Origin of the sequence: Chryseobacterium viscerum (assembly GCF_002899945.2) — a bacterium.
In the GTDB taxonomy this organism is placed as follows: domain Bacteria; phylum Bacteroidota; class Bacteroidia; order Flavobacteriales; family Weeksellaceae; genus Chryseobacterium; species Chryseobacterium viscerum.
In genome coordinates, this window is the sequence record NZ_PPEG02000006.1 from 210,238 (window position 1) to 234,040 (window position 23,803).

General features: G+C 36.5%; 22 protein-coding genes. 9 read left to right on the top strand and 13 right to left on the bottom strand.

Going from position 1 to position 23,803, the window contains the following annotated elements; genetic code table 11:
- Positions 1–363: 363 nt before the first annotated feature.
- From C1634_RS15425 to dapA, 4 genes are all read right to left on the bottom strand, one after another.
- Positions 364–810 carry a response regulator gene (locus C1634_RS15425; protein ID WP_109738721.1) on the bottom strand — a complete coding sequence of 149 codons (447 nt, stop codon included), beginning with the start codon at positions 808–810 and terminating at the stop codon, positions 364–366.
- Positions 803–1,384, bottom strand: coding sequence for a helix-turn-helix domain-containing protein (locus C1634_RS15430; protein ID WP_103235692.1), 582 nt, complete (start codon positions 1,382–1,384; stop codon positions 803–805). Before C1634_RS15430 ends, C1634_RS15425 begins: the two co-directional genes overlap by 8 nt.
- Positions 1,385–1,679: 295 nt before the next feature.
- Entirely contained in the window at positions 1,680–2,183 is a 504-nt protein-coding gene (locus tag C1634_RS15435) for a GNAT family N-acetyltransferase (protein WP_109738722.1), read from the bottom strand.
- A 118-nt stretch (positions 2,184–2,301) separates the two neighbouring features.
- Entirely contained in the window at positions 2,302–3,177 is an 876-nt protein-coding gene (gene dapA / locus C1634_RS15440; protein WP_103233216.1) for a 4-hydroxy-tetrahydrodipicolinate synthase, read from the bottom strand.
- Positions 3,178–3,284: 107 nt separating this feature from the next.
- On the opposite strand from dapA, the gene C1634_RS15445 reads away from it, so the two are divergent.
- Genes C1634_RS15445 through recO form a run of 4 tightly spaced genes read left to right on the top strand, consistent with a single transcriptional unit; the run spans position 3,285 to position 7,933 of the window.
- A complete protein-coding gene (locus tag C1634_RS15445; RefSeq protein WP_103233217.1) occupies positions 3,285–4,043 on the top strand; it encodes a 5'-nucleotidase C-terminal domain-containing protein in 759 nt (252 codons plus the stop codon).
- Positions 4,043–4,993, top strand: coding sequence for a bifunctional metallophosphatase/5'-nucleotidase (locus tag C1634_RS15450; RefSeq protein ID WP_109738723.1), 951 nt, complete (start codon positions 4,043–4,045; stop codon positions 4,991–4,993). The genes C1634_RS15445 and C1634_RS15450 overlap by 1 nt, the downstream gene beginning before the upstream one ends.
- A gap of 1 nt (position 4,994) precedes the next feature.
- Complete coding sequence (porZ, locus tag C1634_RS15455) at positions 4,995–7,247, top strand: type IX secretion system anionic LPS delivery protein PorZ (RefSeq protein WP_103233219.1); 2,253 nt, start codon at positions 4,995–4,997, stop codon at positions 7,245–7,247.
- On the top strand, positions 7,247–7,933 hold the full coding sequence (recO, locus tag C1634_RS15460; RefSeq protein WP_103233220.1) for a DNA repair protein RecO: 687 nt from the start codon (positions 7,247–7,249) through the stop codon (positions 7,931–7,933). Before porZ ends, recO begins: the two co-directional genes overlap by 1 nt.
- 36 nt (positions 7,934–7,969) lie before the next feature.
- On the opposite strand, the gene C1634_RS15465 is transcribed toward recO, so the two are convergent.
- The 4 genes from C1634_RS15465 to C1634_RS15480 form a co-directional block, all read right to left on the bottom strand.
- The gene (locus C1634_RS15465) at positions 7,970–10,639 is read right to left on the bottom strand and encodes an MGH1-like glycoside hydrolase domain-containing protein (RefSeq protein ID WP_103233221.1); all 2,670 of its coding nucleotides are present in this window, start codon (positions 10,637–10,639) and stop codon (positions 7,970–7,972) included.
- A gap of 129 nt (positions 10,640–10,768) precedes the next feature.
- Positions 10,769–11,578, bottom strand: coding sequence for a glucose 1-dehydrogenase (locus C1634_RS15470; protein ID WP_103233222.1), 810 nt, complete (start codon positions 11,576–11,578; stop codon positions 10,769–10,771).
- 73 nt (positions 11,579–11,651) lie between these two features.
- Entirely contained in the window at positions 11,652–12,125 is a 474-nt protein-coding gene (locus C1634_RS15475; RefSeq protein WP_228410089.1) for a GNAT family N-acetyltransferase, read from the bottom strand.
- A gap of 4 nt (positions 12,126–12,129) precedes the next feature.
- Positions 12,130–12,747 carry a DUF1684 domain-containing protein gene (locus C1634_RS15480; RefSeq protein WP_103233224.1) on the bottom strand — a complete coding sequence of 206 codons (618 nt, stop codon included), beginning with the start codon at positions 12,745–12,747 and terminating at the stop codon, positions 12,130–12,132.
- Between the two features lie 131 nt (positions 12,748–12,878).
- Between C1634_RS15480 and C1634_RS15485 the strand changes: the two genes are divergently transcribed.
- Positions 12,879–14,459, top strand: coding sequence for a GMC family oxidoreductase N-terminal domain-containing protein (locus C1634_RS15485; protein ID WP_103233225.1), 1,581 nt, complete (start codon positions 12,879–12,881; stop codon positions 14,457–14,459).
- Positions 14,460–14,461: 2 nt separating this feature from the next.
- Here C1634_RS15485 and C1634_RS15490 read toward each other — a convergent pair whose 3' ends face one another.
- The 3 genes from C1634_RS15490 to mqo all read right to left on the bottom strand — a co-directional run bounded on the left by C1634_RS15490 (position 14,462) and on the right by mqo (position 17,301).
- The gene (locus C1634_RS15490; protein WP_103233226.1) at positions 14,462–15,328 is read right to left on the bottom strand and encodes an AadS family aminoglycoside 6-adenylyltransferase; all 867 of its coding nucleotides are present in this window, start codon (positions 15,326–15,328) and stop codon (positions 14,462–14,464) included.
- A gap of 1 nt (position 15,329) precedes the next feature.
- Positions 15,330–15,731 (bottom strand): hypothetical protein, encoded by a 402-nt coding sequence (locus C1634_RS15495; RefSeq protein WP_103233227.1) that lies wholly within the window; start codon positions 15,729–15,731, stop codon positions 15,330–15,332.
- A 64-nt stretch (positions 15,732–15,795) separates the two neighbouring features.
- Entirely contained in the window at positions 15,796–17,301 is a 1,506-nt protein-coding gene (gene mqo, locus C1634_RS15500) for a malate dehydrogenase (quinone) (RefSeq protein WP_109738724.1), read from the bottom strand.
- 513 nt (positions 17,302–17,814) lie between these two features.
- Between mqo and C1634_RS15505 the strand changes: the two genes are divergently transcribed.
- Genes C1634_RS15505 through C1634_RS15515 form a run of 3 tightly spaced genes read left to right on the top strand, consistent with a single transcriptional unit; the run spans position 17,815 to position 20,531 of the window.
- Positions 17,815–18,918: a hypothetical protein gene (locus C1634_RS15505; protein WP_103233625.1), complete on the top strand. Its 1,104-nt coding sequence runs from the start codon at positions 17,815–17,817 to the stop codon at positions 18,916–18,918.
- Between the two features lie 10 nt (positions 18,919–18,928).
- Positions 18,929–19,750: a hypothetical protein gene (locus C1634_RS15510; protein ID WP_123921472.1), complete on the top strand. Its 822-nt coding sequence runs from the start codon at positions 18,929–18,931 to the stop codon at positions 19,748–19,750.
- Between the two features lie 10 nt (positions 19,751–19,760).
- Positions 19,761–20,531 (top strand): hypothetical protein, encoded by a 771-nt coding sequence (locus C1634_RS15515; RefSeq protein ID WP_103233623.1) that lies wholly within the window; start codon positions 19,761–19,763, stop codon positions 20,529–20,531.
- A 79-nt stretch (positions 20,532–20,610) separates the two neighbouring features.
- Here the strand turns inward: C1634_RS15515 and C1634_RS15520 are convergent, their stop codons facing one another.
- Complete coding sequence (locus tag C1634_RS15520; RefSeq protein WP_103233622.1) at positions 20,611–21,651, bottom strand: NAD(P)H-dependent glycerol-3-phosphate dehydrogenase; 1,041 nt, start codon at positions 21,649–21,651, stop codon at positions 20,611–20,613.
- A gap of 225 nt (positions 21,652–21,876) precedes the next feature.
- Between C1634_RS15520 and C1634_RS15525 the strand changes: the two genes are divergently transcribed.
- Positions 21,877–22,905: a M23 family metallopeptidase gene (locus C1634_RS15525; protein WP_103233627.1), complete on the top strand. Its 1,029-nt coding sequence runs from the start codon at positions 21,877–21,879 to the stop codon at positions 22,903–22,905.
- 78 nt (positions 22,906–22,983) lie between these two features.
- Here C1634_RS15525 and C1634_RS15530 read toward each other — a convergent pair whose 3' ends face one another.
- Complete coding sequence (locus tag C1634_RS15530) at positions 22,984–23,664, bottom strand: hypothetical protein (protein WP_103233621.1); 681 nt, start codon at positions 23,662–23,664, stop codon at positions 22,984–22,986.
- Between the last annotated feature and the right edge of the window lie 139 nt (positions 23,665–23,803).

Below are 23,803 nucleotides of genomic sequence, written 5' to 3' on the forward strand. Positions count from 1 at the left end.
AGATGAGGGAATGAAACGAATAAAAAATATCTCCAACTACTTTAAGTTTTCATGATTGTACCGTTTTGTTTAAAGATCTTCTGTGCTTTAAAATTGGAAAATTAGTATAATTCATTTTGTTAACTAACATCGTGATTTATATAATTTTGTTTTTTAGAAACAATTATTTCTCATTCATGAGTATCTTTTTTCTATATAATGAAATTTGTGTCTGAGTTTACTTTTACAAATGTCAGAATATTAATTCGGATGCCTTTTATATTATTTTAATTATTAGTTATAAAATTTTCACTTATTTGTGAATAGTATGCATCAAATATGATTTACATTCTTTTAATATTGAATTAATAAATCCTTTATACATCATACTTTCAAAATAAAATTATCTTTATTCAATCCTGAAGTATGATACTGCCAATTGATGGTAATAATATCTGTAAGAGCTTTTTTAAACCTTTCAAAACACTCTGGTTTTTTCATATAAATATTGGCTCCTTTTACAAAAATATCTTCAATTTCATCTTCTGAAATCGGTTCAGAAAAAATGGCCGTTACCATATTGTTGAATTTCACATTTGAATCAATTTCCTCAAGACATTCCATACATTCTTTTCCGGGAATTGTATATTCTATGAAAACAAGCTCGGGAATTACAGCATCTTCATTATTCAGATATTTCATAAGATCTTTTCCGTTGCTGAAGCATTGAACTTTTATAGAGATTTTCAACTCTTTCAAAATATTTTTAAAAAAAATCAAAGTGCTTTCATCGTTATCTGCTACTATTACGTTCAGAAATTCTTTATTCATACTGCATTTTAGGGTTTATTGCCGTGCTTTGGGCTCTTCTTCGTCTTCCAATAATCTTTTGAAACTGAGAGGGAGTGATTCCTGTTGTATTTTTAAATTGGGTACTCAAATGTGCCACACTCGAATAGTTGAGTTTATGGGCAATTTCTGTAAGGCTTTGCTTATTTCTTATGATGAGAGCTTTCGCATGCTCTATCTTTTGCAGAATAATAAAATTCTCTATAGAGGTATAAGCAACTTCCGAAAATAGATTGGAAAGATAGCCATAGCTGTGATTCAGTTTCTCAGAAATGTATATTGATGCTTTTACCGGTATGATCTCATTAGAAAAGACAAGTTCCACAATAGCATCTTTTATTTTTTGTACCAGAGCGGTTTTTTGACTTTCTATGATCTCAATACCGTATTCTTCAAGATTTTGCTTAAAAAGATTGTGTTGTTCTTGTGTAAGGGGCTCATAGAATTCTACCTCACCGAAGTTCAGCAACCTGTACTTCAGTCCGTGTTCTTTAAGTTTCTCGTCCAATACCTTTTTGCAAAGGGCATTGAAATCAAATTTAACATACATTTTCATCCTAGTATATATAAGCCTTTTAATTTTAGTAAATATAATAATTTATTTCAATTAAATGTGAAATAGGTGTAGATTTTTTTATTTTGACGTATATACGCAAAAACTCCTGTATTATTGAATACAGGAATTTAAACACTAAGGATGAAAAAAATATACTGATAAAAAGCTGAGTCAGCTCAAAACCAAGCATATGAATGTATTGTTATAAGTGATTTGGTTCTGAAGCAAAGATGATTCAAAAAAAGAAGTCACTTGTTATAGAATTACAGGATAAAGTTACAAAATTTTAAGTCAATTATAAGTGAATTAGAAATTCCATCAGGTAATCATCCATCACATATCCGTTCCCAATATCAAAAACACCTTCATCATAAACCCTGTATCCTTGGGACTCGTAGAAGTTTCTGGCAGAATTGAATTTATTGACATTCAAAACAATTCTATGGTTTCCGTTTTCAGAAACTTTTTCATTTAGAAACTGAAGTGCTTTTTTACCAAATCCTTTGCCTTTACTTTCCGGGACAAGATAAATACGGTGAAGCTTGGTGGTATTCTCTTCATAATTATGCTCGTAACCGATAAATCCCTCATACTTATCACTGTTTTCATCCTGAATCATATAATAATGGTAATGAGGATTTTGAAAATGAGTTAGAATTTCGGTTTCAGAATACATTTCAAAAAGCATATACTCCATCTGCTCTTTGGAAAGAATATCTGCATAAGCATTTTCCCATGATCTGCGTGCCAGATCCTGGATTAGCTGAATATCGACTGCTGTTGCCTGTCTTAATTTCATGATTTATTATATTATGATGATTAAAAAAAGTGAAAAGCCTAAACTTTTCACCTTTTATATTTTCAATAATGCATTGTTGAATTTTAAAGCAATATCAAAATTCATTTTTCTCAATCCATTATGAGATGGTTGCCATTTCAGCTTTAATTTTTGCGTAAAGACCTTCTGAAGCAGCTACTAAAGGAAGTCTCAAATAGTTTTTGATGATTCCTTTTTCAGTCAAAATTACCTTAATACCGCAAGGATTCCCTTCTGCAAAAATTAAACGGGTAATATCAACCAGTTTATTGTGAATTTCATAAGCCTCTTTCACTTTACCATCGAAAGCTAATTGTACCATGGTAGAGAATTCTTTAGGATATGCCTGCCCAATTACAGAGATTACCCCATTTCCTCCGGCCAGCGTTACTGGTAATGTATACTCATCATCTCCGGAAACCAAAGAAAACCCTTCAGGCTTCTTTCTCAGAATATCAAAATACTGTAAAATATTGGGTGCAGCTTCCTTAATCATAAATAAATTAGGAAATTCCTTTGCAAGACGAAGAGTCGTATCTGCGTCTACATTCTGCCCGGTTCTGGAAGGAACATTATAAATAATAATATTCTTCCCTGTGGAAGCTAAAGCTTTATAGTGCTGGTAAAGACCTTCCTGATTGGGTTTATTGTAGTATGGAGATACTGAAAGTACGGCTTCAAATGCAGAAAGATCTGCTTCTTCGATCTGTTTCTTGACGTCAAGAGTATCGTTTCCGCCAATTCCCAAAACCAAAGGAAGACGTTTATTATTCACCTTAATGATATGCTCAATTACCTGTTTCTTTTCCTCTGCAGAAAGCGTTGCGGCTTCTGCCGTTGTTCCCAATACAACCAAATAATTGGTTCCGTTTTCGATATTGTATTCAACCAGTTTTGTTAAACTATCGAAATCAACGGATAAATCTTCATTAAAGGGCGTTACCAACGCAACACCTACTCCTTTTAAAATGCTCATCTGTTAGAATTATTTTTGTCAAATTTAATAATTTACAGTAAGAATTTGTAATAAATAATAATGTTTTATTATACATATAGTTATATTTGCATATACTAAAAGAGATTATGAAAAATAAATTCTTGTTACTGGGAATTACTCTGGTGTCCCTTACAGCATGCAAAACGGCTTCTGTGCCGCAGCTTGTGAATGTAAAGACTCAGAAAAATATTTCTATTAATAATGAGCTAAAAAATGATGAGGAGTTTGTAAAATTTATTGAACCTTATAAGCAGAAACTGGATAAAGAAATGAACCAGAAGATCTCTCATACCAATGTAGATCTTACCAAGCAGGGTGATAACAGCAATCTGGGCAATCTTTTAGCAGACTATACATTTGAAGGAGGTAATGAATGGATAAAAACTCATCTTACACAAAACGTAGATGCTGCATTGATCAATATAGGAGGAATCCGTACTACCATTGGGAAGGGAGATATTTTACTTAAAAATGTATTTGAAGTAATGCCATTCGAAAATGAGGTGGTTATTGTGAAAATGAAAGGAGCAGATTTACAGGGCCTTTTTGAGTATTATGCGAAAACGCAGGTCAATAATCCTGTTTCTAATTTATACATTGAAACAAAGAATGGACAGATCATTAAATCCTTAATCAACGGCAAAACAGTAGATCCGGCTAAAGACTACTATATTGCCACTTCAGACTATCTTGCATTAGGAGGAGACAATATGAAGTTCTTTGCAAAAGGAGAATCTATTGCAACAGGAATTAAAATGAGAGATTTATTTATCGATTATTTTAAGAAAACTCCTGAAGTGGTAGCTAACACGGATGTTCGTTTAAATTTTATCGGGAAGAAATAATGGATAGAAAAAGTTTTTTAAAAGCAATAGGAGGCGGATCTTTGGCAATGGCTTTAGCTCCCAATATGATGATGGCGGAAGAGTTAAAAATTCTTGACTTAAAATCTGCAAATAAACTGACTATCCTTCATACCAATGACCAGCACAGCAGAATAGAGCCTTTTGATGAAAGCTATACAAGAAATCCTAATCAGGGAGGTTTTGCAAGAAGAGCCAGCTTAGTTCAGCAAATCAGAAATCAGGAAAGCAATGTACTGCTTCTTGATTCCGGAGATATTTTTCAGGGAACTCCTTATTTTAATTTCTTTGGAGGAGAACTGGAGTTCAAACTAATGTCCATGATGAAATATGATGCCTCTACCATGGGAAATCATGATTTTGACAATGGCCTTGATGGATTTTTAAAGGTACTTCCTCATGCGAAGTTTCCTTTTATCTGTTCCAATTATGATTTTAAAAATACAATTCTCGACGGGAAAACCTCTCCTTACCAGATATTCAACAAGAATGGAATCAAAGTAGGGATTTTTGGAGTGGGTATTCAGCTGGATGGCCTGGTAGGTAAAAAACAGTATGGAGAAACCGTTTATTCCAATCCTATTGATGTTGCACAGCATTATTCAAATTTCCTGAAAAATGATCAGAAATGTGATCTGGTGATTTGTCTTTCCCACATCGGTTACGATTATAAAGATGAACCGAATAAAATAAGTGATAAAATTTTAGCGGCCAGTACAGAAAATATTGACATTATCCTGGGAGGCCATACTCATACATTCTTACCGGAGCCTCAATCCTATACCAACAGAAAGGGCAAAAATGTCCTAGTGAATCAAGTGGGATGGGCAGGTCTTCTTTTAGGTAGAATAGATTTTTATTTTGATACAAACAAAAACATACAGCATATTTCCTGGAATAATCAGGTAATAGACAGCAGCATAACCGCATAATATGAAAAAACTCTCAATAATTTCTCTTGGTATTTTAGCATCCCTGCAGTTTACAAAAGCGCAGGTCATTTCATCGAAAAAATGGGCAGATCTATTTTCCTATAACAATGTCTTAGCAATGAAAGAAGACAATGGGAAAATCATTGCCGCTACAGAAAACGGAATATTCTATTATACAATATCAACAGGGGAAATTACGAAGTTGTCCAAAGCCAATGGACTGCACAATATTGGAATAACAGCTTTCGATTATAATCCGCAGACTAAGATAGGACTTGTGGGTTATGAAAACGGTTCTATGGATGTCATTACTCCGCAGGAAATCAAATATATTGTTGATATTCCTATTGCTACAGGCTATAATGGAAATAAAAAAATCAACCATATTTCCATAACCGGAAATCAGGCTGTCATATCTGCAGGCTATGGACTTTCCATATTTAATCTGAACAATAAAGAATTTGGAGATTCTGCATTTTTCCTGAATGGTGGGGTTTATGAAGCAAGTAATGAAGCTACCATATTCGGAAACAAAGTATATTCTGTAACCAATACAGGGTTGAAAAGCCATCAAATGAATACTACTTTTCCGGTGTATTCAACATGGACAACTGAAGTTCCGGGAGCTTTCAAACACATAGATTCAGAATCTGAATTAGTTTATTCTAATGCTACAGCAGCATATATTTATAACAATGGTACTCCTACACAGCTTCCCACAAGCTTTGGAAACATCCGCGATGTAGTTATTACCTCGAATAGTATTGTTGTTACCGATAACAGAGTTTACACTTATGGTATAAACGGAGTAGCACAAAATGCGGTAAGCCTTGGTGAAGAGTGTAATACAGCACTAACAGCTGGTGGAAAAATCTTTGGTGGAACTGTATTATCCGGGATAAAGGATGAGGGCAATACCACTTTTAAACCATCAGGACCCTACCTCAATTTTGCCTATACTATTAATCTTTTTGATAATAATCAGATGCTTGTTTCTACCGGGGCACGACTAGATAACTATAATTTCCCTACTAATAATCCTAAAAAACCTGGCTTTTACTATTTCAATGGTACAGAATGGGTCTATCCTTCTTTCTTTGTTAATAATCCAAAACAAATCAATGTATTAGATGCTATTATAAGTCCTTACAACAATAATGAGGTGCTATTCACCAATTATACCATGTTTGATAATGGAGTATATAGAATGAAATACAATGCCACAAGCAAAGATTTTGAGCTGGTAAAATATTATAATCTTGGTGCACAGCCTTACTACAGACGTCCTGTAGGTTTTGCTACAGATACCCAGAACAACCTTTTTGTTTCTTTTGGATTTAATGATGGAAACCCTTCTATGGGAATCTATGATAAAGCAGCTGATGATTTTATCATCAAGAAAATTGTTCTTGCCAGTGATGGTATACAAAAAACTGTTTTCCACGAAAATATGTTATGGACTCCACTCCCGAGGTCTAATAACTTCTGGGTGTATGACTATAAAAATGCAACCAACCTTTCTGATGATACAGATTATATTTTGGGTACTTCTAATGGGTTTAGTAGTTCAGGAGGAATATTATCAGTAGCATTTGACAAGTCCGGAGACGCATGGATTGGTACAGATGGAGGCTTAAGAATAATGCCGAATGCAGCATCTGAAATAAAAAGTTCACAGCCTAAAGTAGAACCTATAGTCATAGAGCAAAATGGTCTTGGGGAAGAGCTTTTCAGAGATTCAGCTATTCTACAGATTGCTGTAGATGCTGGAGATTACAAGTGGGTATCTATTGATGGTGGTGGTGTATATTACCTATCTTCTGATGGTCAGAGAACAATAAAACATTTCACTAAAGAAAATTCTCCACTTCCTACAAACAGTGTTACCGATATAAAAGTTGACAAAAAAACAGGTAAGGTATATTTTGTAACATATAATGGTATTGTAACCTACCAGGGAGATGTTGCAGATGTAACTTCTAATTTTGGAGATGTTATGGTTTATCCTAACCCTGTTGTATATTCTAATTTTAAAGGAAAAGTTACGATAAAAGGCCTTGCAGAAAAAACCAATATAAGAATCGTAGATGCAGCAGGAAATGTAGTACACTCTGCAGTAGCCAGAGGAGGTTATTATGAATGGGATCTGAACAATCAGAAGGGAACAAGAGTAGCTTCAGGAATTTACTTTGTATTGATGACCAATGAAGACGGATCAGACAAAGCTACAGCCAAAATAGGAGTGGTTAATTAATGAATTCACAAAACGGTTTTTTACTTTCATTTATAAAATATGGAGAAAATGATGCTGTACTGCATTGTTTTACAGAGGAAGAGGGTTTTCAAAGCTATTTTCTAAAAGGAATTTATTCTAAAAAGAACAAAAAGAAAGCCCTGCTGCAACCGCTGAGCCAGCTTAGTTTTTCTATAAATCCGGCTAGGGGAAATGGCATACCATCTGTTTCAAAGTTTGAACTGGTAAAAAACAATGACATTTATACGGATATAAAGGTCAATACTGTTATTTTCTTTATCTCAGATTTTTTGAGCCATATCCTTAAACATGAAAATAAAAATATTCCCATCTATTTCAGTATTGATCATTTGATCAATGAATTAACCAACAAAAATTATCAGGCACATCTGCTCTTTTTATTGGCTTTTTTAAAAATCCAGGGAGTTGCACCATTGCTGAGTGATGGACATTTTTTAGATCCGGAAACCGGAACTTTCTCCTTAGTCATCAGCCATCAGCTGTTCAGTGAAGAAATTTCCACGCTATGGAAAGAAGCCCTTTGCGCAGAAGACTTTTATGCCACAAAAATACACCCTACATTGAGAAAGGATTTTCTTGACAGCCTTTTAGTGTATTATCATTATCATATCACAGACTTCAAAACTCCGCCCTCATTGGAGATAATACAACAGATATTTGAGTAGTTCAGAAAGCCGGTTTACCAATCAACAAAACTTTTTTTATGACTCTTTTGTTTTTTCAACATCATCCGGCATTTCAGTTTCAGATTCTGCAATTTCTTTTTTAGAGAATCTCGGCTGCAGGATCTTGGCAATGAGCCCCGTCCATCCTGTCTGATGGGAAGCTCCTACTCCACAGCCGTTATCCCCGTGAAAATATTCATAGAACAAGATATAGTCTTTAAAGTCAGGATCTGTTTGAAATCTTTCATACTGCCCATGAACGGGGCGTTTTCCATTTTCATCCTTTAAAAAAATCTTTGCAAGCCTTCCGTTCAAAGAATCGGCAATCTGATCCAGATTTGAATAGTTTCCACTTCCTGTAGGGTATTCCACCAAAAAATCAGGACTGTAGTAGAAGAAAAACCGCTGAAGACTGTCGATAATCAAAAAATTAATAGGAAACCATATCGGACCTCGCCAGTTACTATTACCTCCAAACAGTCCGCTGTCACTCTCTGCCGGGGTATATTTCACTCTGTAATCCGTTTCGTTCAATGTTAAAGTATAGGGTTTGTTCTCATATTCTTTGGATAAGGCTCTTACTCCATAATCACTTAAAAATTCGCCCGGGTTCAACATTCTGCTCAGCAATCTTTTCAAACGATGTCCCCGAAGCAAAGATAAAAGGTGTTTGGAATCCTGCCCCTTAACTTCCCATCTTGAAACCAAAGAAGCCAGCTCAGGTTTATTATCCAATACCCACTTCATTCTTTTTTTAAAATTGGGGAGATTTTCAATCATTTCATCATCAATAACCTCAACGGCAAACATCGGGATAAGCCCTACAATAGTCCTTAATTTCAAATACATATGAGTTCCGTCGCTGGAAGCTATCGCATCATAAAAAAACTCGTCTTCTTCATCCCAAAGACTAAAGTTTTCATCTCCCATATTATCCAATGAATGGGCAATCGACAGAAAATGTTCAAAAAACTTCGTGGCCATTTCTTCGTACACATTATTGTAAAGTGCCAGCTCCAATGCAATCCGCATCATATTCAGGGCAAACATAGCCATCCAGCTTGTCCCATCCGACTGTTCCAGCTGTTCTCCGTTTGGTAAAACAGAATTCCGGTCAAAAACACCAATATTATCAAGACCTAAAAAGCCTCCTTCAAAAATATTGTTACCATTGAGGTCCTTTTTATTAACCCACCATGTGAAGTTCATCAGTAGCTTCTGAAAAGCACTTTCCAGAAATTCCAGGTCTGGTTTGTCTTTTAAATATTCATCAATTTTAAAGACTCTGAAAACAGCCCATGCGTGTACAGGTGGATTGACATCACTAAAATCCCATTCGTAAGCAGGAAGCTGCCCGTTGGGATGCATATACCATTCAAAAAGGAAAAGTTTCAGTTGATGTTTTGCAAAATCCGGATCAATCAATGAAAAACTGATGGTATGAAATGCCAGATCCCAGGTTGCATACCAAGGATATTCCCACTTATCAGGCATGGAAATAATATGTTCATTATTAAGGTGCTTCCAGCCGTAGTTTCTTATTTTTTCCCTGGATTTGGGAGGTACTATTTCGGCAGGATCGCCTTTCAGCCATTTTTCAACATTGTAATGATAAAACATTTTATTCCAAAGCATTCCTGCAAAAGCTTGTCTCTGGACCAGTCTTTCATCTTCTGAAGAAATTCCTTTCTGGATTTCAGTATAAAATTCGTCTGCTTCTTTCTTCCTTTGTTCAAAAAGAATATCAAAATCACCAAAGGGTTCTCTTAAGTCTTTATCTGACAATCTGAATTCAAATGTTTTGGATTCCTTTCCTTTAAAATCTTCATCAATAAAAAAAGAAGCCTTGGTTCCAATATTCTGGGGATTTACAGACTGAGAATTTCCAGTCATTACAAAATTATTGATCCCGTCTTTGCAGTATTTTGATTCATTGGAAGAATGATAGAGCCTTTCATTATTGGTTTCATTATTACAAAACAGAGTCTTTAAAGATTGTTTTGCATATACATTTTTAATGTCTATATCCTGATGATTCACTTTAATGTGGTCTGCATCTTCTGCATACAATTGAGGCTTATAGTCATCATATCCCCAATTCCAGGTATTTCTGAACCAGATCATCGGCAATATGACAAGGGACGCTTCTTTTTCAGATTTGTTGGTAATTGTTACCTTAACTAAAATATCATTTTGGCTTTCTTTTGCGTATTCAATAAAGATGTCAAAGTATTCATTGGTATCAAAAATCCCGGTATCAATCAATTCATATTCCGGTTCCTCTTTGTCTCTTTCTGCATTTGTTTTTAAAAGATCTTCGTAAGGGAAAGCATTTTGAGGATATTTGTACAGCATTTTCATGTAAGAATGCGTGGGGGTAGAATCCAGGTAATAAAAATATTCCTTTACATCTTCACCGTGATTTCCCTGGCCGTTAGTCAGTCCAAAGAAACGTTCTTTTACCATTTTATCCTTCTTATTCCAGAATCCCACAGAGAATACAAGCTTCTGAAGGTCATCACAGATTCCGCATATGCCTTCTTCACCCCAACGGTATGTTTTGGCTTCTGCTGTATCATGATTGGTATAATTCCAGGCATCTCCGTTTTCACTGTAGTCTTCACGAACAAGCCCCCACTCACGGTTGCTTACGTAAGGGCCCCACTTTTTCCATGAAATATCTGAAATTCTCTGTTTTTCTGACATATACGATAATTATAAGTAATGAGTAATAAGCAATGGATGATATTCTGTCTCGTTGTAAAAGTGTTCACATACCGATGACAATAGTCCAAAAACTTTGAACTTTGAACATTAAATCTTAGACCTTGAACTTTACCCTCCCGTAGAAAAGCTCTCAAACGTAGTCATCCCACCATCAACGAAAATGCTGGTTCCTGTAATATAGTCAGCAAGATCACTGGCCAGAAATACAGCCAAATTCCCGATATCCTGCGGTTGTCCGATTCTGTTATAAGGAATTAAGGTAAGAAGTGAATTGAGGGCTGCCTGGGTATTCCACGCATTTTGGTTAATAGGAGTCTGAATAGCCCCCGGACAAATAGAGTTGACACGGATTTTATCTGCACCATATTCCTGAGCAAGAGTCTGCATCAGCATTCTGACCGCTCCTTTACTCGCCGCATAATTGGCATGCCCAGCCCATGGAATAATTTCATGTACCGAACTGATGTGGATAATTTTTCCACAAGCAATAGAACGTGAAGGATCTATTCCCCGGCGTAGAAATTCTTTAATGGCTTCTCTGGCGCAAAGAAACTGCCCCGTCAGATTGACACCGATAACGGCATTCCATTGGTCTAAAGTCATTTTGGTAAATTTTGCATCTTTCTGAATCCCTGCATTATTCACAAGGATATCTACAGTCTGATACTCTGAAACAACATCCTGAAACATTTTGACTACCTGATCTTCCTTGGAAACATCACATTGATAGGTCATTCCTTTTCCTCCGGCATCCGTGATTTCTTTCAAAACAGCTTTGGCTTCTTCTGTAGACCTTTCCGATGAATGATTGACGATGACTGTTGCCCCTGCTTCAGCTAATGATTTTGCAATTCCCGAACCTATTCCGCTGGAAGCTCCTGTGACCACAGCCACCTGATTTTGAAGTGATATTTCCATGTTTTATAATTTGATGTTACTCAAAGTTATGGAAAGATATCAGCAGATGAAAAATTATAATTTTAAAATTTTATTAAAGTTTTTTGTACATCAGATATTGAGGGCCGCTTCTTCCCATTCTTGTTTTACCGTCATAGATATATCCGGACTTAAGATAAATATGGTAAGCAGAATCATTTTTCTGGTTTACGGCAAGTACAATTTCGTTGCAGGAATTGAAATGATCCTTCACAAAATCACTCACTTTCATCATAGCAGATTTTCCTATTCCTTTCCCCTGCATCTGAGGATTCACAGATAAGGAACGTACTAAGACAGAGTTTTCATTATCTGTCAGTTCAAATTTATCTTTTCCAAAATCCAGTACAAAAAAACCAACAGGAAGATCATTTTCAAATATAGTCACCGGAAATGCATCTTCGTCATCCCGTTCACTGATGCTTTGTAAAGCTTGCTGAGCTGTTGCAGTAAACTTCATCTGATTTTCATCCAAAACATAGCTGACCCCGGAAAGGTCTTCTTTTTTAAAGAATTCTAAATGTATCATAATTCTAGTGATGGTAAATATCTTCATACATTACCCCTGCACGGATTTCCACGGGAAGTTTATTTTCCTCCGGAACAATGGGACAATTGTAATCGTAAGCGTTATAAGCACAAAAAGGATGATAGGATTGATTAAAATCCAGCACAATAGTGTTTCCTTTCGGTATTTTAAGATCCATATATTTTCCTCCTCCATACGTTTCTTTTTCATTGGTAGCATCGCGGAACGGCAGGAAAAGATAGTCTTTGTATTTTTCCTGCTTGATCAAAGCCAGACTTTGATATAAAGTGACAGTGTAAGCTTTCCCGTCTAATGTAAATGTTGCTTTTCCGTATTCCTGATAAGATTTTGTTTTCCCTGAAGAAGTGGGAAGCTCAAAAGGCTTGGTATCTTCTGATTTAACAAAATTCGCAGTTACTCTGTATTTCGTATCAAAAGGAAAAAAAGGATGTCCTTTAAAGTTTTTAAAATTATCTCTCCTTAATGGAGTTTCTTTTGGATTGCGATATTCCGCATTAAGTTCCTTCTGAAATTTCTGTACTTCTTTCTCTTCCTTTGAAACCTTTTTTTGAGAAAAAGCCCATAACGGAAGAAGTAAAAAGAGTACTATATATTTTTTCATACGTATAAAATTATAAGTAAAACTATGAATTTTCGTAACAACAAAAGTTAAAATTGTAATAAAAAAAGATAATCTGTAATAAATAAAACAAGCGTCTCTGGCTGTAGCATACTTTTTGAGAAACAAAGTTCATGGACAGGAAAAAATTCATTAAGACAAGTGCATTGATGATATCAGGTTTTTATTTTCTTCAATCCGAATTATTTCATGCTGCAGAAAGAAGAAATAGTAGGGTACAAGAAAATACTGATGTTCCGATTGTAATCATTGGCAGCGGATATGGAGGAGCTGTATCTGCCTTACGTCTTTGTGAAGCCGGAAAAAAGGTCGTGATGCTTGAAATGGGTCTTAACTGGGAAAAAGCAGGAATCCCGTTTTCTAATCTTCTGAAACCCGGAAAAAGTTCTGCATGGCTGAAAAAGAAAAGTATTGCTCCTTTCATGAATATTTTTTCTTTAACTCCTTTTACCGGAACATTGGATCGTCTGAGTTTTGATCACATTAATATCTGGGTAGGAAGAGGGGTCGGCGGTGGTTCGCTGGTGAACGGAGGAATGGCTGTAACCCCGAAAGAGAGCTATTTCAAAGAAGTTTTCCCTGACCTTGATGCTGAAAAATTTTACAGTCATTACTTTCCTCTGGTAAGGGAAGAACTGAAAGTAAATGTCATTGATGAACAGTTTTTAAAAGACTGTCCTTATTATAAGTTCACACGGGTAGGTGAAGAAGAGGCTCATAAGGCCGGTTTTAAAACCATCAGAGTTCCGAATGTATATGATTTTAAATATATGGAAAAAGAGTTCCGGAATGAAGTTCCACGCTCAGCGCTCAATACTGAAGTTATCTATGGGAACAATTACGGGAAAAACAGTTTAGATAAAACCTATCTGAGAAAAGCACTGGAAACCGGAAATTTGGAAATTCTTGATCTTCACCGTGTACAAATGATCCAGCTTAATGATGATAAAAGCTATACATTAAATGTCCAGCAGATCGATACTTCAGGCGCTTTGGCTGCCGATAAAGTTTTCCACTGTAAAAAGCTGATTCTTTCTGCAGGAACTATGGGAACTTTACAGCTTTTGCTTCAGTCTAATGCTGAGAATGGCTTCCCTGTTCATGAAAAGATCGGGAAAAACTGGGGAAACAACGGAAATTTTATGACCGGCAGAAACTGGGTGCAACCTTTATCTGGCGGTACGGGGGCTAAGCAATCTACTATTCCGGTAGGCGGAATTGACAACTGGGATGATCCGGAACATCCGTTTTTCACGGAAATTGCCCCTTTACCGATGGGAATGGATGTCGCTACCGCTTTATACCTACTGATCAACAGAGTGGATAAAAAAGGGGAAGTTGCCTACAATAAATCCAGCCAATCCCTGACCTTGAATTGGGATGAAAGCAATACGGCCAAAATGAAAGAAAACGCTCAATATTTCATACGGAAAATGAATAAAGCCAATGGCGGCACCAGAAGTCATTTGCTTTTCAATAATGGTTTTGGGGCAGATATCTGTTATCATCCGCTTGGAGGATGTGTCCTGGGTGAAGCTACCAATGAGTATGGAAAGCTAAAAGATCATGAGAATCTGTATGTATTGGATGGATCCTTAATTCCAGGAACAATTGGTGTCAATCCGTTTGTTACGATTACTGCCATCGCAGAATATTGTATGGAGAACCTCATCGGCCAGAATGAATTTGTCTAAAATTAAGATATAGATTGTATTTCGGTAAGGTAATTTCTGATATCAGCTTCCAGCTTTGCCGGATAGGTACAATTAAGTTTCTCTGCCAAAGAACTTCCTAATTCATGTACCAGATCGGCATAACTAAACAAAGCTTTCCAGTTCTCATCAATATCACTTCCGGAGAAAGTGGCTTCAATTCTATTCCATAAATCTGAGGGCAGATATTTTTTGAAAAGTCTTCCGTGTTTGTTCGTTGTTATATGATTCCAGTTATGATGGCTGGCGATATACCATTCTATCAAAGGAACAAGATAGTCTGTTCGTAAAACATTTTCAGACATAAATTTGGCATAAAAAATATCTCCACGCTTAAGACATTTTGCCACATAGGTGGTATCCCACCAGAAATCATTCATCAGCTGTTGAAACTTTTTGTCCGTTGGTTTCTGAATCATGATGGACTGGTACGTTGGGGGCTTCAGATTTTTAGTCAGATTATCTTTATCTATTAAAACTTTATAGCCTACATCCCAATCTTCAGGAAGGGTTTTTTCATTCACTTCTCCAATAAAGTCTGATACCTGATACAGCTTAAAATCAACTTTCACATGGTCTTTATACAAAACCATTTTCATAGCATGCTTTCCCTCAAAAACATGGTCATCTTCCTCAATCATAGAAATGGGATCACCAAAAAGCTGAATCCATTCATTCCCGGATTCATAAGATGTTCTGTTTTCAAATACAAGCTCTATATCAAGATCACTTAAATCGTCTACAGGAGCATAAGGGTTTACCAATGAACTTGTAAGGAGCGCAGCACGGATATCAGGATTGTTTTCAGCCCAATGAATAATCTGTTCCAGCTTTTCTTCCCTTACTTTCATATTAATAAGATTCTGATATTTTCACACGATAAACGTCTGAAGAATTTCTTTTGATGGATTCTACAAAAAAGCCTCCTTCCTCAGGAATAACCTCTTTTAAGTCAAAACTTTTACAGTCTCTCGGAAGCCCTGAAAATATTAGGGTAAACCAAAAGTCTTTCATAAAAGGAACTGGTGTCCAATACGGAGAGATGGATATATTTTCCGCATGAATCATCTTACTTCTATGCTCAGACTGCTTGTCAAAAAGATAGGTTGAATGCCAGATCCTGATCAGATTTCCTAAAAACGGAGATGCCGGGAAACAGCAATGTACAATAACCTGCCTCTCCTCTTCTATTTTCGTCTGAAGAGATTCCAGGATTTCCTTTGCAATAACAGGCTTTACAATTATTTCTTCCACCTTTTTATCAATAATAAATAATGAACAATGAGTAAACTATCGTACTCATTGTTCATTACTGATGTTAATATTCTAATTCTAATTTTTCTTTTGTATAATTTCTCACTTCATCGGTCAATTCAGGGTTTCCTGCTAATCTTTGTCCATATGAAGGAATCATTTCAAGCAGTTTTCCTTTCCATTCCCCATTAAGTTTTTCCGGGAAGCATTTTTCCAGAACATTCAGCATTGCATATACTGCTGTGGATGCCCCTGGTGAAGCTCCTAATAGAGAAGCAATAGTCCCGGTCTTGTTTACCACGACTTCAGTTCCGAATTCCAGCTTTCCTCCTTCTTTTTCATCTTTTTTAATGATCTGAACTCTCTGTCCTGCCACTTTCAATTCCCAATCTTCTTCCTTCGCATCTTTGATGAATTCTCTCAAATGCTGCATTCTCTGAGATTTTGTCATGGCCACCTGCTGAATCAGATATTTCGTCAGAGGGATATTATGCCACCATGCACCAAAAAGTGATTTTAAGTTTTTCGTGTTGACACTTTCAGGAAGATCAAGGTAACTTCCTTCTCTTAGGAATTTGGTGGAGAATCCTGCAAAAGGTCCAAAAAGAAGGGCTTTTTCGCCATCAATGATCCTAAGATCAAGGTGTGGAACAGACATCGGAGGTGCATCTACCGTAGCCTGTGTATATACTTTAGCCTGGTGTTTTTCTACCAGCTCCTGATTATGGCTTACCAGCCACTGTCCTGAAACCGGGAAACCTCCATAGCCTTCACTTTCTTTAATATCTGAACTGTCTAACAGCGGAAGTGCATATCCTCCTGCACCGATAAATACAAAATCAGCCACCACTTCCTGTTTGTGGCTGTGGATTCTGTCTTTGATCTTCATTTCCCATTGGCCATTTTCTCTAGGATTCACATCCTTTACTTCATGGTATAAGAAAACCTCTACATTGGAATCTTCCAGAAGGTGTCTTCCCATTTTTCTTGTCAGTGTTCCAAAGTTTACGTCTGTCCCCATATCCATCTTCGTTGCCGCCATTACTTCAGATTGATTTCTTTTACTCATCACCAGAGGAATCCATTCTCTCAGTTTCTCGTGGTCTGTTGAAAATTCCATTCCTGAAAAAAGAACAGAATCTGCCATTTTATCGTGGCGTTTTCTAAGATATTCAGCATCTTTTTCTCCAAATACCAGGCTCATATGCGGGCAGGAATTGATAAATTCTTTAGGTTCCTGGATATATCCTTTGGTAAGTAGATAAGCCCAGAACTGTTTTGAGATTTCAAATTGTTCCGCAATGCTTTCTGCCTTGGAGATATCAATAGACCCGTCTGGTTTTTCGGGGGTATAATTTAGCTCACAAAAAGCAGAGTGCCCTGTTCCGGCGTTGTTCCATGCTGCTGTACTTTCTTTGGCAAATCTTCCTAACCTTTCGAAGATGGCAATTTCAAGATTTGGATCAAATTCATGAAGCAGTGTTGCTAAAGTGGCGCTCATGATTCCGCCGCCTATCAGTACAACGTCATATTTAGGTTTCGGTGTTCTGCTTGTAAGCGATTGTGACATAACTTTTAAATTTTACTTCAAATTTCGGGAAAAGTTTTAAAAACCGGAACGCGTTTAACGATTTTAACATGTTATTTTTTGTTCTGAAAATACTTCTTAAGTACACAACCCAAAACCATGGAAAATTTCAATAAAGAATCATTGAAATGATTAATAACAGTAAGATTCTCATTAAAAAAATATTAAAATTTCATTTTTTTTAATTCACTAATTAGTAAATAATTAATTCACTTTTCACTGTTAAAATTTCATAAAATTTTAAGTTTATTTAAGTTCACAGCAATAAATACCGCAACCATAAACTTTTACGGTATTATAATTTATCAATAATAAGTGATTAACAATTACACATGATATAAATAAAGTCACCTTTTATTGACAAATACTTAATTTAATCGATGTAAATCTATATGCAAGCCATAAAACAATCATATTTTTTATGTACCTTTCAATTAAATTAATACATATTCTGATAAGTATTTAATTTAAATTTATTTCATAAACATACTAAAGATGAAAATTATTCTCTTCTTGGGTACATTGTTTGCAACCGCGACATTTGCCCAAAGCGGAAGTGTAGGAATCAACACGTCCACCCCAGATCCCAGTGCTATTCTGCACATTGAAAACTTTAGCGGAACTCCAGCCATTGCAACTGCAACTATTTCAGGAGGAGCAGTTACCGGTATTACCATCAACAACGGAGGTAGTGGCTATACCTCAGCGCCTACGGTCAACTTTTATGGAGGAGGACCTGTTGTAAACGGAGGCTCCAAAGCACGTGCTACGGCTACTCTTTCAGGAGGAGTCATTACGGGCATTACGATCAACAACGGAGGAAGTGGTTATACAGTAGCGCCTACAGTAGTCGTTTCAGGCGGCAATAAAGGAATGCTCTTTCCCAATCTGAATCTTGCCAATCTAAGCAGCACAACCACTCCAGTTGCCTCTCCTGCCAATGGACTTATTGGATTTAATGGCGGAACTAACAGCAATAACAAGGCCCTGCATGTTTTCAATGGTACGACCAACTCCTGGCAGAGTACAATTGATGCTCAAAATACACCGAAGATAGCTTACCTTGATTTTACAGGTTCTTTATCTGCGTTGGATAATGCAGTGGCAGGTGCCAGCACCCAGCTTTTGGTAAATAATCCAGCTGTTTCCGGGGTATCAAACATCAGTGGATTTAAAGTACTTCCGAACACTTCAGGAGGATACTCTTTGATCCTTCCACAGGGAAATTATTTGGTAGAGGTGAATCTGAATCTAAACTCACCTCAGGAAGTCCCTGCAGGGGTAAACAGCACTGCTCCACTTTCAGGAAGTACTTATTATCTGATGGGATATTTTATTGATTTCATCAACGATAGCTATAATAATACAACGAATGTCTTTACAGGAGGAAGTGCCACCAGAAAAGAGGTTCCTATTGTTTCAAAAGTAAGTACCAACCACCTGGCTACATGGTCTTTTTATTATACTGTTCCTAGTAATGCCAATGCGAATATCATAGGAGGACTAAGGTTAAATCTGGGAAGAATGCAAAACAGCACATTCTACGATCTTGTGAATGTAATCCCAGCCGGATCTTATATTAAAATATCTCAGCTTTAAAACAATGAATATGAAAAAAAGTTATATCCTGCTATTATTGATCATAGCACAGACCATATATGCACAGGTTGCTATCGGAAAATCCACAGTTACTAATTCTGCTGTCCTGGATGTATCCTCATCAACCAATAAGGGAGTTCTTCTTCCAAGAGTGGATATTGTAGATGTACTGAGCAACACATCACCGATAAACAGCCCAACAGAAGGACTTGTTGTATATAATAAAGGAAATTCTATCAGTCCTGGTGTTTACATCTGGAAAAATAATATGTGGACCCTATTGTCAGACACTTATAATCTGGTAAGCTATATGATGCTTCAGCGTACCACTGATTATCCTGTATTAGGCGGCTTAGCCAATGGTACTTACAAAAATTTCAATGATGCGGCATTTACTGTTGTGTCCAATGATATTGGAGCTTTATATAATACTTCTACAGGTGTGATTACTCTTCCCGGAAACAGCGGTTATCTGATGAATGTATGTCTGAATATCAGAACAGCTCTTGAAAGTGCAACAGGCGGAATCGGAGGAACTCAGGTTCATCTGCATCAGTATCTGGTAAAACTTATAGATCCTGTGAGTGGAAGTCAGTATGGTAAAACAATCAGCATCAATGCACAATCTATTGCCAACAATAAAACGCACACACTGAATATGAGTTTTTCGTTTGTAACGACTTCGGCATCCCCTATCCTTCTAGTACCTGCCATTGCTCATGATGATGGGGGAACTTATCAGAATGGAGCCGGAGGAACAGCTCCAAATAATGGAGAGATCATTATTACCAATGCGAAATTTGACATTCAAAGATCAGCACTTAACCAATAATTAAAACACAATGAAAACATATATATATACTGTCTGTATACTATTATTCAGCGCTTATACGAATGCACAAGTTGGTATCAACACAACCACTCCCAATACAAGCAGTGTTCTGGACATCAATTCTTCGAACAAAGGGGTTCTTTTTCCACAATATGACCTTATTGTTCTTAACAGTACTTCCACTCCTGTAGCTAATCCGGCAGACGGACTTATGATCTATAATAGTGGAGGCGCTTCCACGTACCCGAAAGGATATTACGTATGGGTAAGGAATCAATGGCAGCGTACCCTTATTGCAGGAAGTGAGCCTCAGAATATGTCTCTGCTTATAGGTCCTGGAGTACTGATTCCCGGAGGGAGTACCAATAATACACTCACCAATTTTGCTGTAACATCTAATAAAATTACTGGTGCATCACTTGCCGCGGATAATTCTACGATTACATTACCAGCAGGGAACTATATTGTTCGTTATTCTGTAGACTCAGGAAGCGGAACCTTCGTTAGCGGAACAAACACCCAGTATCTTGGACAAAATTTTACCTGTACAAGGTCTTATCTGATTAATGCCAGCACCAGCGCAACGATTACTGAAACCAACAGAATCTGTCTTTTATCAAGTTCTTTTACCTTCTTTCAGGGAACTTACTTTTTAACACTGGCTGCTCCAACAACCATTCGTCAGAAATTTGAATTTGATTCTCCTGGAAATGGCTATACTGCCAACAATCTTAATATCAGATCCTCATTATCATTGGTGATTACTAAGATGGGTCAATAAAAAAAGCTCAAGCATTAGAAATGCTTAAGCTTAATAATTTATATTCAGACAGGGCTTTAATTACAAGGCTCTGTTTTTTTTAATTCAATTTTGCAGTCAGTTTTTTAAACTGTTTTTCAGCATTTTTACCTTCATAAAGGATTGCATATACTGCATCTATAATGGGTAGTTTAAGATTTTTCTGTTTTGCTGTTTTATAAATAGAATCTGCAGCATAATATCCTTCAGCCACCATATTCATAGACTGAATTGCTGACTTCACGGTATATCCTTTTCCGATAAGGTTCCCAAGGTTTCTGTTTCTTGAGAAAAGTGAATAAGCCGTTACCAAAAGGTCACCCAGATAAGCACTTTCATTCACATCTCTAGGTGCTTCATAGATGGCTTCCAGAAAGGTTTCCATTTCACGGATCGCATTGGAAACAAAAACAGCCGTAAAGTTATCTCCATAACCTAATCCGCTTGCGATTCCCGCCCCAATTGCAAAAATATTTTTAAGAATAGCACTGTATTCATTCCCTAAGATATCTTTACTTGTTTGTACTTTGATAAAGTCTGAACTGAAAATACCTTCCAGCTTTTCGGCAGTTTCATCTTCTACCGTAGCAATGGTAAGATAAGAAAGTCTTTCCATAGCAACCTCTTCTGCATGACAAGGTCCGGCAATAACCGCCTGATTTCTGAAACCAATTTTAAATTCATCGCGCAGATAATGGGCAACTACATCATTTACTTTAGGAATAATCCCTTTAATTGCAGAAATAAAAATTTTATCTGAATATTCACAAGTCATTTTATCCAGCGTATCAGACAGGTAGATAGATGGTGTTGCCAAAACAACAACATCGCAGGCAGAAACCAGTTCATTGATATCTGTTGTCAGTTTCAAGCTCTTGAGATTAAAATGAGCAGCGGTAAGATAAGTCGGATTGTGTCCACGAAGTTCAATGGCTCCTTTTACAAATTCACTTCTTACACACCAGTGTACGACTTTGCAGTTTTCAACAAGCATTTTTACGATTGCGGTTGCAAAACTTCCGCTCCCTACAACTCCTACAGAAATATCCTTTTTATTCTTTTTTGGATTCGAAGATTCTGAAATAATTTTCTTTTTAGCCATAATTGGAATGTGAACTGCAAAGATATTAAAACAATGACGTAACGGAGGCTTTGAAACTATGATAAAAGCCATTTTTTGAAAAAATTAACACTTCAACACAATTAAATAGCTAATTAACCGTTAAATACAGAAAAAAGTGAATTTTAATTAAAAATAACCAGCAAAGATTATTTTTAATTAAATTTGCAGCTTCAAAACCGTTTTAAATTTACTAAGAGAAGAAATATGAAAAAATTTCTAAGCAGCAAGAAGAACGTAAACATTCTCCTGGGAGGACTTTTACTAGTAGTTTTTGCACAGGGTGTCTTCATTGCGAAGCTCTTTTCTGAAAGAGACGACAAAACCTACGAAGTCAATCTTGTAAAAATAAACACTGAAAAAGACAGTGTAGATTATCTAAAAATGAAAACTGATCTTACTCTCGTAGATCAGACAGTTGCTCAACTCAACTCCTTCCTGAAGTCCAAAGACATTACCAACGAAAAACTGATGATGCTCGACCAGGACAGTATTTCAAATTCTATTTATCTTTCCAAACAGGCAAACCGCTACAGCCAATATCTGATGGATCTTCAGAAAAAACTGATGCAGGTTCCATTAGGTATGCCTACAGACGGATATATTTCCTCAAACTTCGGAGTGAGAAAAAATCCGATTCCGTTCAAAACTGTTTTCGCTTCGGTAAAGAAGAGTGCGGCAGCGGAAGCGAAACCAGCAGTTGCTGCAGCTTCAAAACCTGAAGTAAAAGCTGAACCTGTTGAGAAGATCATAGAACTTACAGACAGCTATGGAAATAAGAGAGAAGTAAAAGTGATGGTGACTCCAAAAGCCGCTCCTGTGGCAGCTGCCTCTACTCCTGCCACTACAAAAATGGCTGCAGGAACTGCAACAACCAAAACTGAAGTTGCTAAAAAAAATAATCCACCTGCTGAAGCGGATCAGATGCAATTCCACAAAGGGCTGGACATTGCTGTTGCCTATGGTTCTGATGTAAGAGCTGCGGCTGCCGGAACAATTATTTTTTCCGGACAGAAAGGGGGCTATGGAAACTGCGTGATTGTTTCTCACGGAAACGGATTGGCTACGCTCTACGGACACTTATCACAGCTTGTATCTAAAGTAAATGATAAAGTAAAAGTAGGTCAGGTGATTGCTAAATCCGGAAACTCAGGACGTTCTACAGGTCCTCATCTTCATTATGAAGTACACAAAAACAATACTCCGATTAATCCGAAATTGTTTATGAATCTATAAAACAAAAGGCTGTTCGCATTGAACAGCCTTTTTATTTTGAATCACTCTCAAGCTCCGAAGAGTTGATAGGTATTTATTTTATGGAAACTCAATATTCAACATTTTTTTTGTTTTTCTGTCGAATGCCATATTGATAAAAGGGAAAAGCTGATCTCTTTGGCCTACTTCTCTCATGACCACTATATCCCCTAAGTTGGAATCCTTTATAAACTCAAACCCCTGAAACTGTATTCTTTTTATTGCCCCCATTTTAGAATCCATTTCAGAAAGCTTTTCATTTGCAAATTTTTCATCAGGTTTAAATTTAGGATCAAACATTTCAAAAATTCCGTTGTAGTTTTTATTAATCAGAAATGAATTGACCTTTTCAACTTCCGGATATATCTCTTTTACTTCCTGCAATTCTTTTTGGGTAAAAGATTTTGCAAAACTGGCACCATCAGATAAAAGTAATTTTGTTTTAATCACATCATAGTTTCCCGGTTTCTGATTCTGAAAAACGATAAAGGCAATATTGGCAGCATTCGATATCGCTCTCTGAGGCTGGTTATTGATCAGCTTGCTGTCTTTAATCTCCACCTCAAAAAAATCACTACTTTTTCCGTTCAAAGTCTGCACTCCTTTCATCGTTTGGACATAGCCACCATAGAACTTCTGAATTTCGTCGACAGATTTTTTATCTTCCGGAGTTGTGGCCAGTTTCCCGCAGCTGAACAAGAATAGTAACAGTAAAAAAGGTAAGAATTTAATTAATTTCATTGATTATTAATTGGTTTTAAATTTTCATCTAAAGGTTCATAGCTTGGTATATGTATACATTTTCAACGAAAAGCACTTTCCAAACTCTATAGTCAAATATAACAAAAAAGCACATGTAAATTTCACATGTGCTTTTCAT

What these genes read in the sequence shown, in the direction of transcription:
- C1634_RS15425 (WP_109738721.1), bottom strand. Translation starts at nt 810, where the DNA reads ATGAATAAAGAATTTCTGAACGTAATAGTAGCAGATAACGATGAAAGC.
- C1634_RS15430 (WP_103235692.1), bottom strand. Translation starts at nt 1,384, where the DNA reads ATGAAAATGTATGTTAAATTTGATTTCAATGCCCTTTGCAAAAAGGTA.
- C1634_RS15435 (WP_109738722.1), bottom strand. Translation starts at nt 2,183, where the DNA reads ATGAAATTAAGACAGGCAACAGCAGTCGATATTCAGCTAATCCAGGAT.
- dapA (WP_103233216.1), bottom strand. Translation starts at nt 3,177, where the DNA reads ATGAGCATTTTAAAAGGAGTAGGTGTTGCGTTGGTAACGCCCTTTAAT.
- C1634_RS15445 (WP_103233217.1), top strand. Translation starts at nt 3,285, where the DNA reads ATGAAAAATAAATTCTTGTTACTGGGAATTACTCTGGTGTCCCTTACA.
- C1634_RS15450 (WP_109738723.1), top strand. Translation starts at nt 4,043, where the DNA reads ATGGATAGAAAAAGTTTTTTAAAAGCAATAGGAGGCGGATCTTTGGCA.
- porZ (WP_103233219.1), top strand. Translation starts at nt 4,995, where the DNA reads ATGAAAAAACTCTCAATAATTTCTCTTGGTATTTTAGCATCCCTGCAG.
- recO (WP_103233220.1), top strand. Translation starts at nt 7,247, where the DNA reads ATGAATTCACAAAACGGTTTTTTACTTTCATTTATAAAATATGGAGAA.
- C1634_RS15465 (WP_103233221.1), bottom strand. Translation starts at nt 10,639, where the DNA reads ATGTCAGAAAAACAGAGAATTTCAGATATTTCATGGAAAAAGTGGGGC.
- C1634_RS15470 (WP_103233222.1), bottom strand. Translation starts at nt 11,578, where the DNA reads ATGGAAATATCACTTCAAAATCAGGTGGCTGTGGTCACAGGAGCTTCC.
- C1634_RS15475 (WP_228410089.1), bottom strand. Translation starts at nt 12,125, where the DNA reads ATGATACATTTAGAATTCTTTAAAAAAGAAGACCTTTCCGGGGTCAGC.
- C1634_RS15480 (WP_103233224.1), bottom strand. Translation starts at nt 12,747, where the DNA reads ATGAAAAAATATATAGTACTCTTTTTACTTCTTCCGTTATGGGCTTTT.
- C1634_RS15485 (WP_103233225.1), top strand. Translation starts at nt 12,879, where the DNA reads ATGGACAGGAAAAAATTCATTAAGACAAGTGCATTGATGATATCAGGT.
- C1634_RS15490 (WP_103233226.1), bottom strand. Translation starts at nt 15,328, where the DNA reads ATGAAAGTAAGGGAAGAAAAGCTGGAACAGATTATTCATTGGGCTGAA.
- mqo (WP_109738724.1), bottom strand. Translation starts at nt 17,301, where the DNA reads ATGTCACAATCGCTTACAAGCAGAACACCGAAACCTAAATATGACGTT.
- C1634_RS15505 (WP_103233625.1), top strand. Translation starts at nt 17,815, where the DNA reads ATGAAAATTATTCTCTTCTTGGGTACATTGTTTGCAACCGCGACATTT.
- C1634_RS15510 (WP_123921472.1), top strand. Translation starts at nt 18,929, where the DNA reads ATGAAAAAAAGTTATATCCTGCTATTATTGATCATAGCACAGACCATA.
- C1634_RS15515 (WP_103233623.1), top strand. Translation starts at nt 19,761, where the DNA reads ATGAAAACATATATATATACTGTCTGTATACTATTATTCAGCGCTTAT.
- C1634_RS15520 (WP_103233622.1), bottom strand. Translation starts at nt 21,651, where the DNA reads ATGGCTAAAAAGAAAATTATTTCAGAATCTTCGAATCCAAAAAAGAAT.
- C1634_RS15525 (WP_103233627.1), top strand. Translation starts at nt 21,877, where the DNA reads ATGAAAAAATTTCTAAGCAGCAAGAAGAACGTAAACATTCTCCTGGGA.
- C1634_RS15530 (WP_103233621.1), bottom strand. Translation starts at nt 23,664, where the DNA reads ATGAAATTAATTAAATTCTTACCTTTTTTACTGTTACTATTCTTGTTC.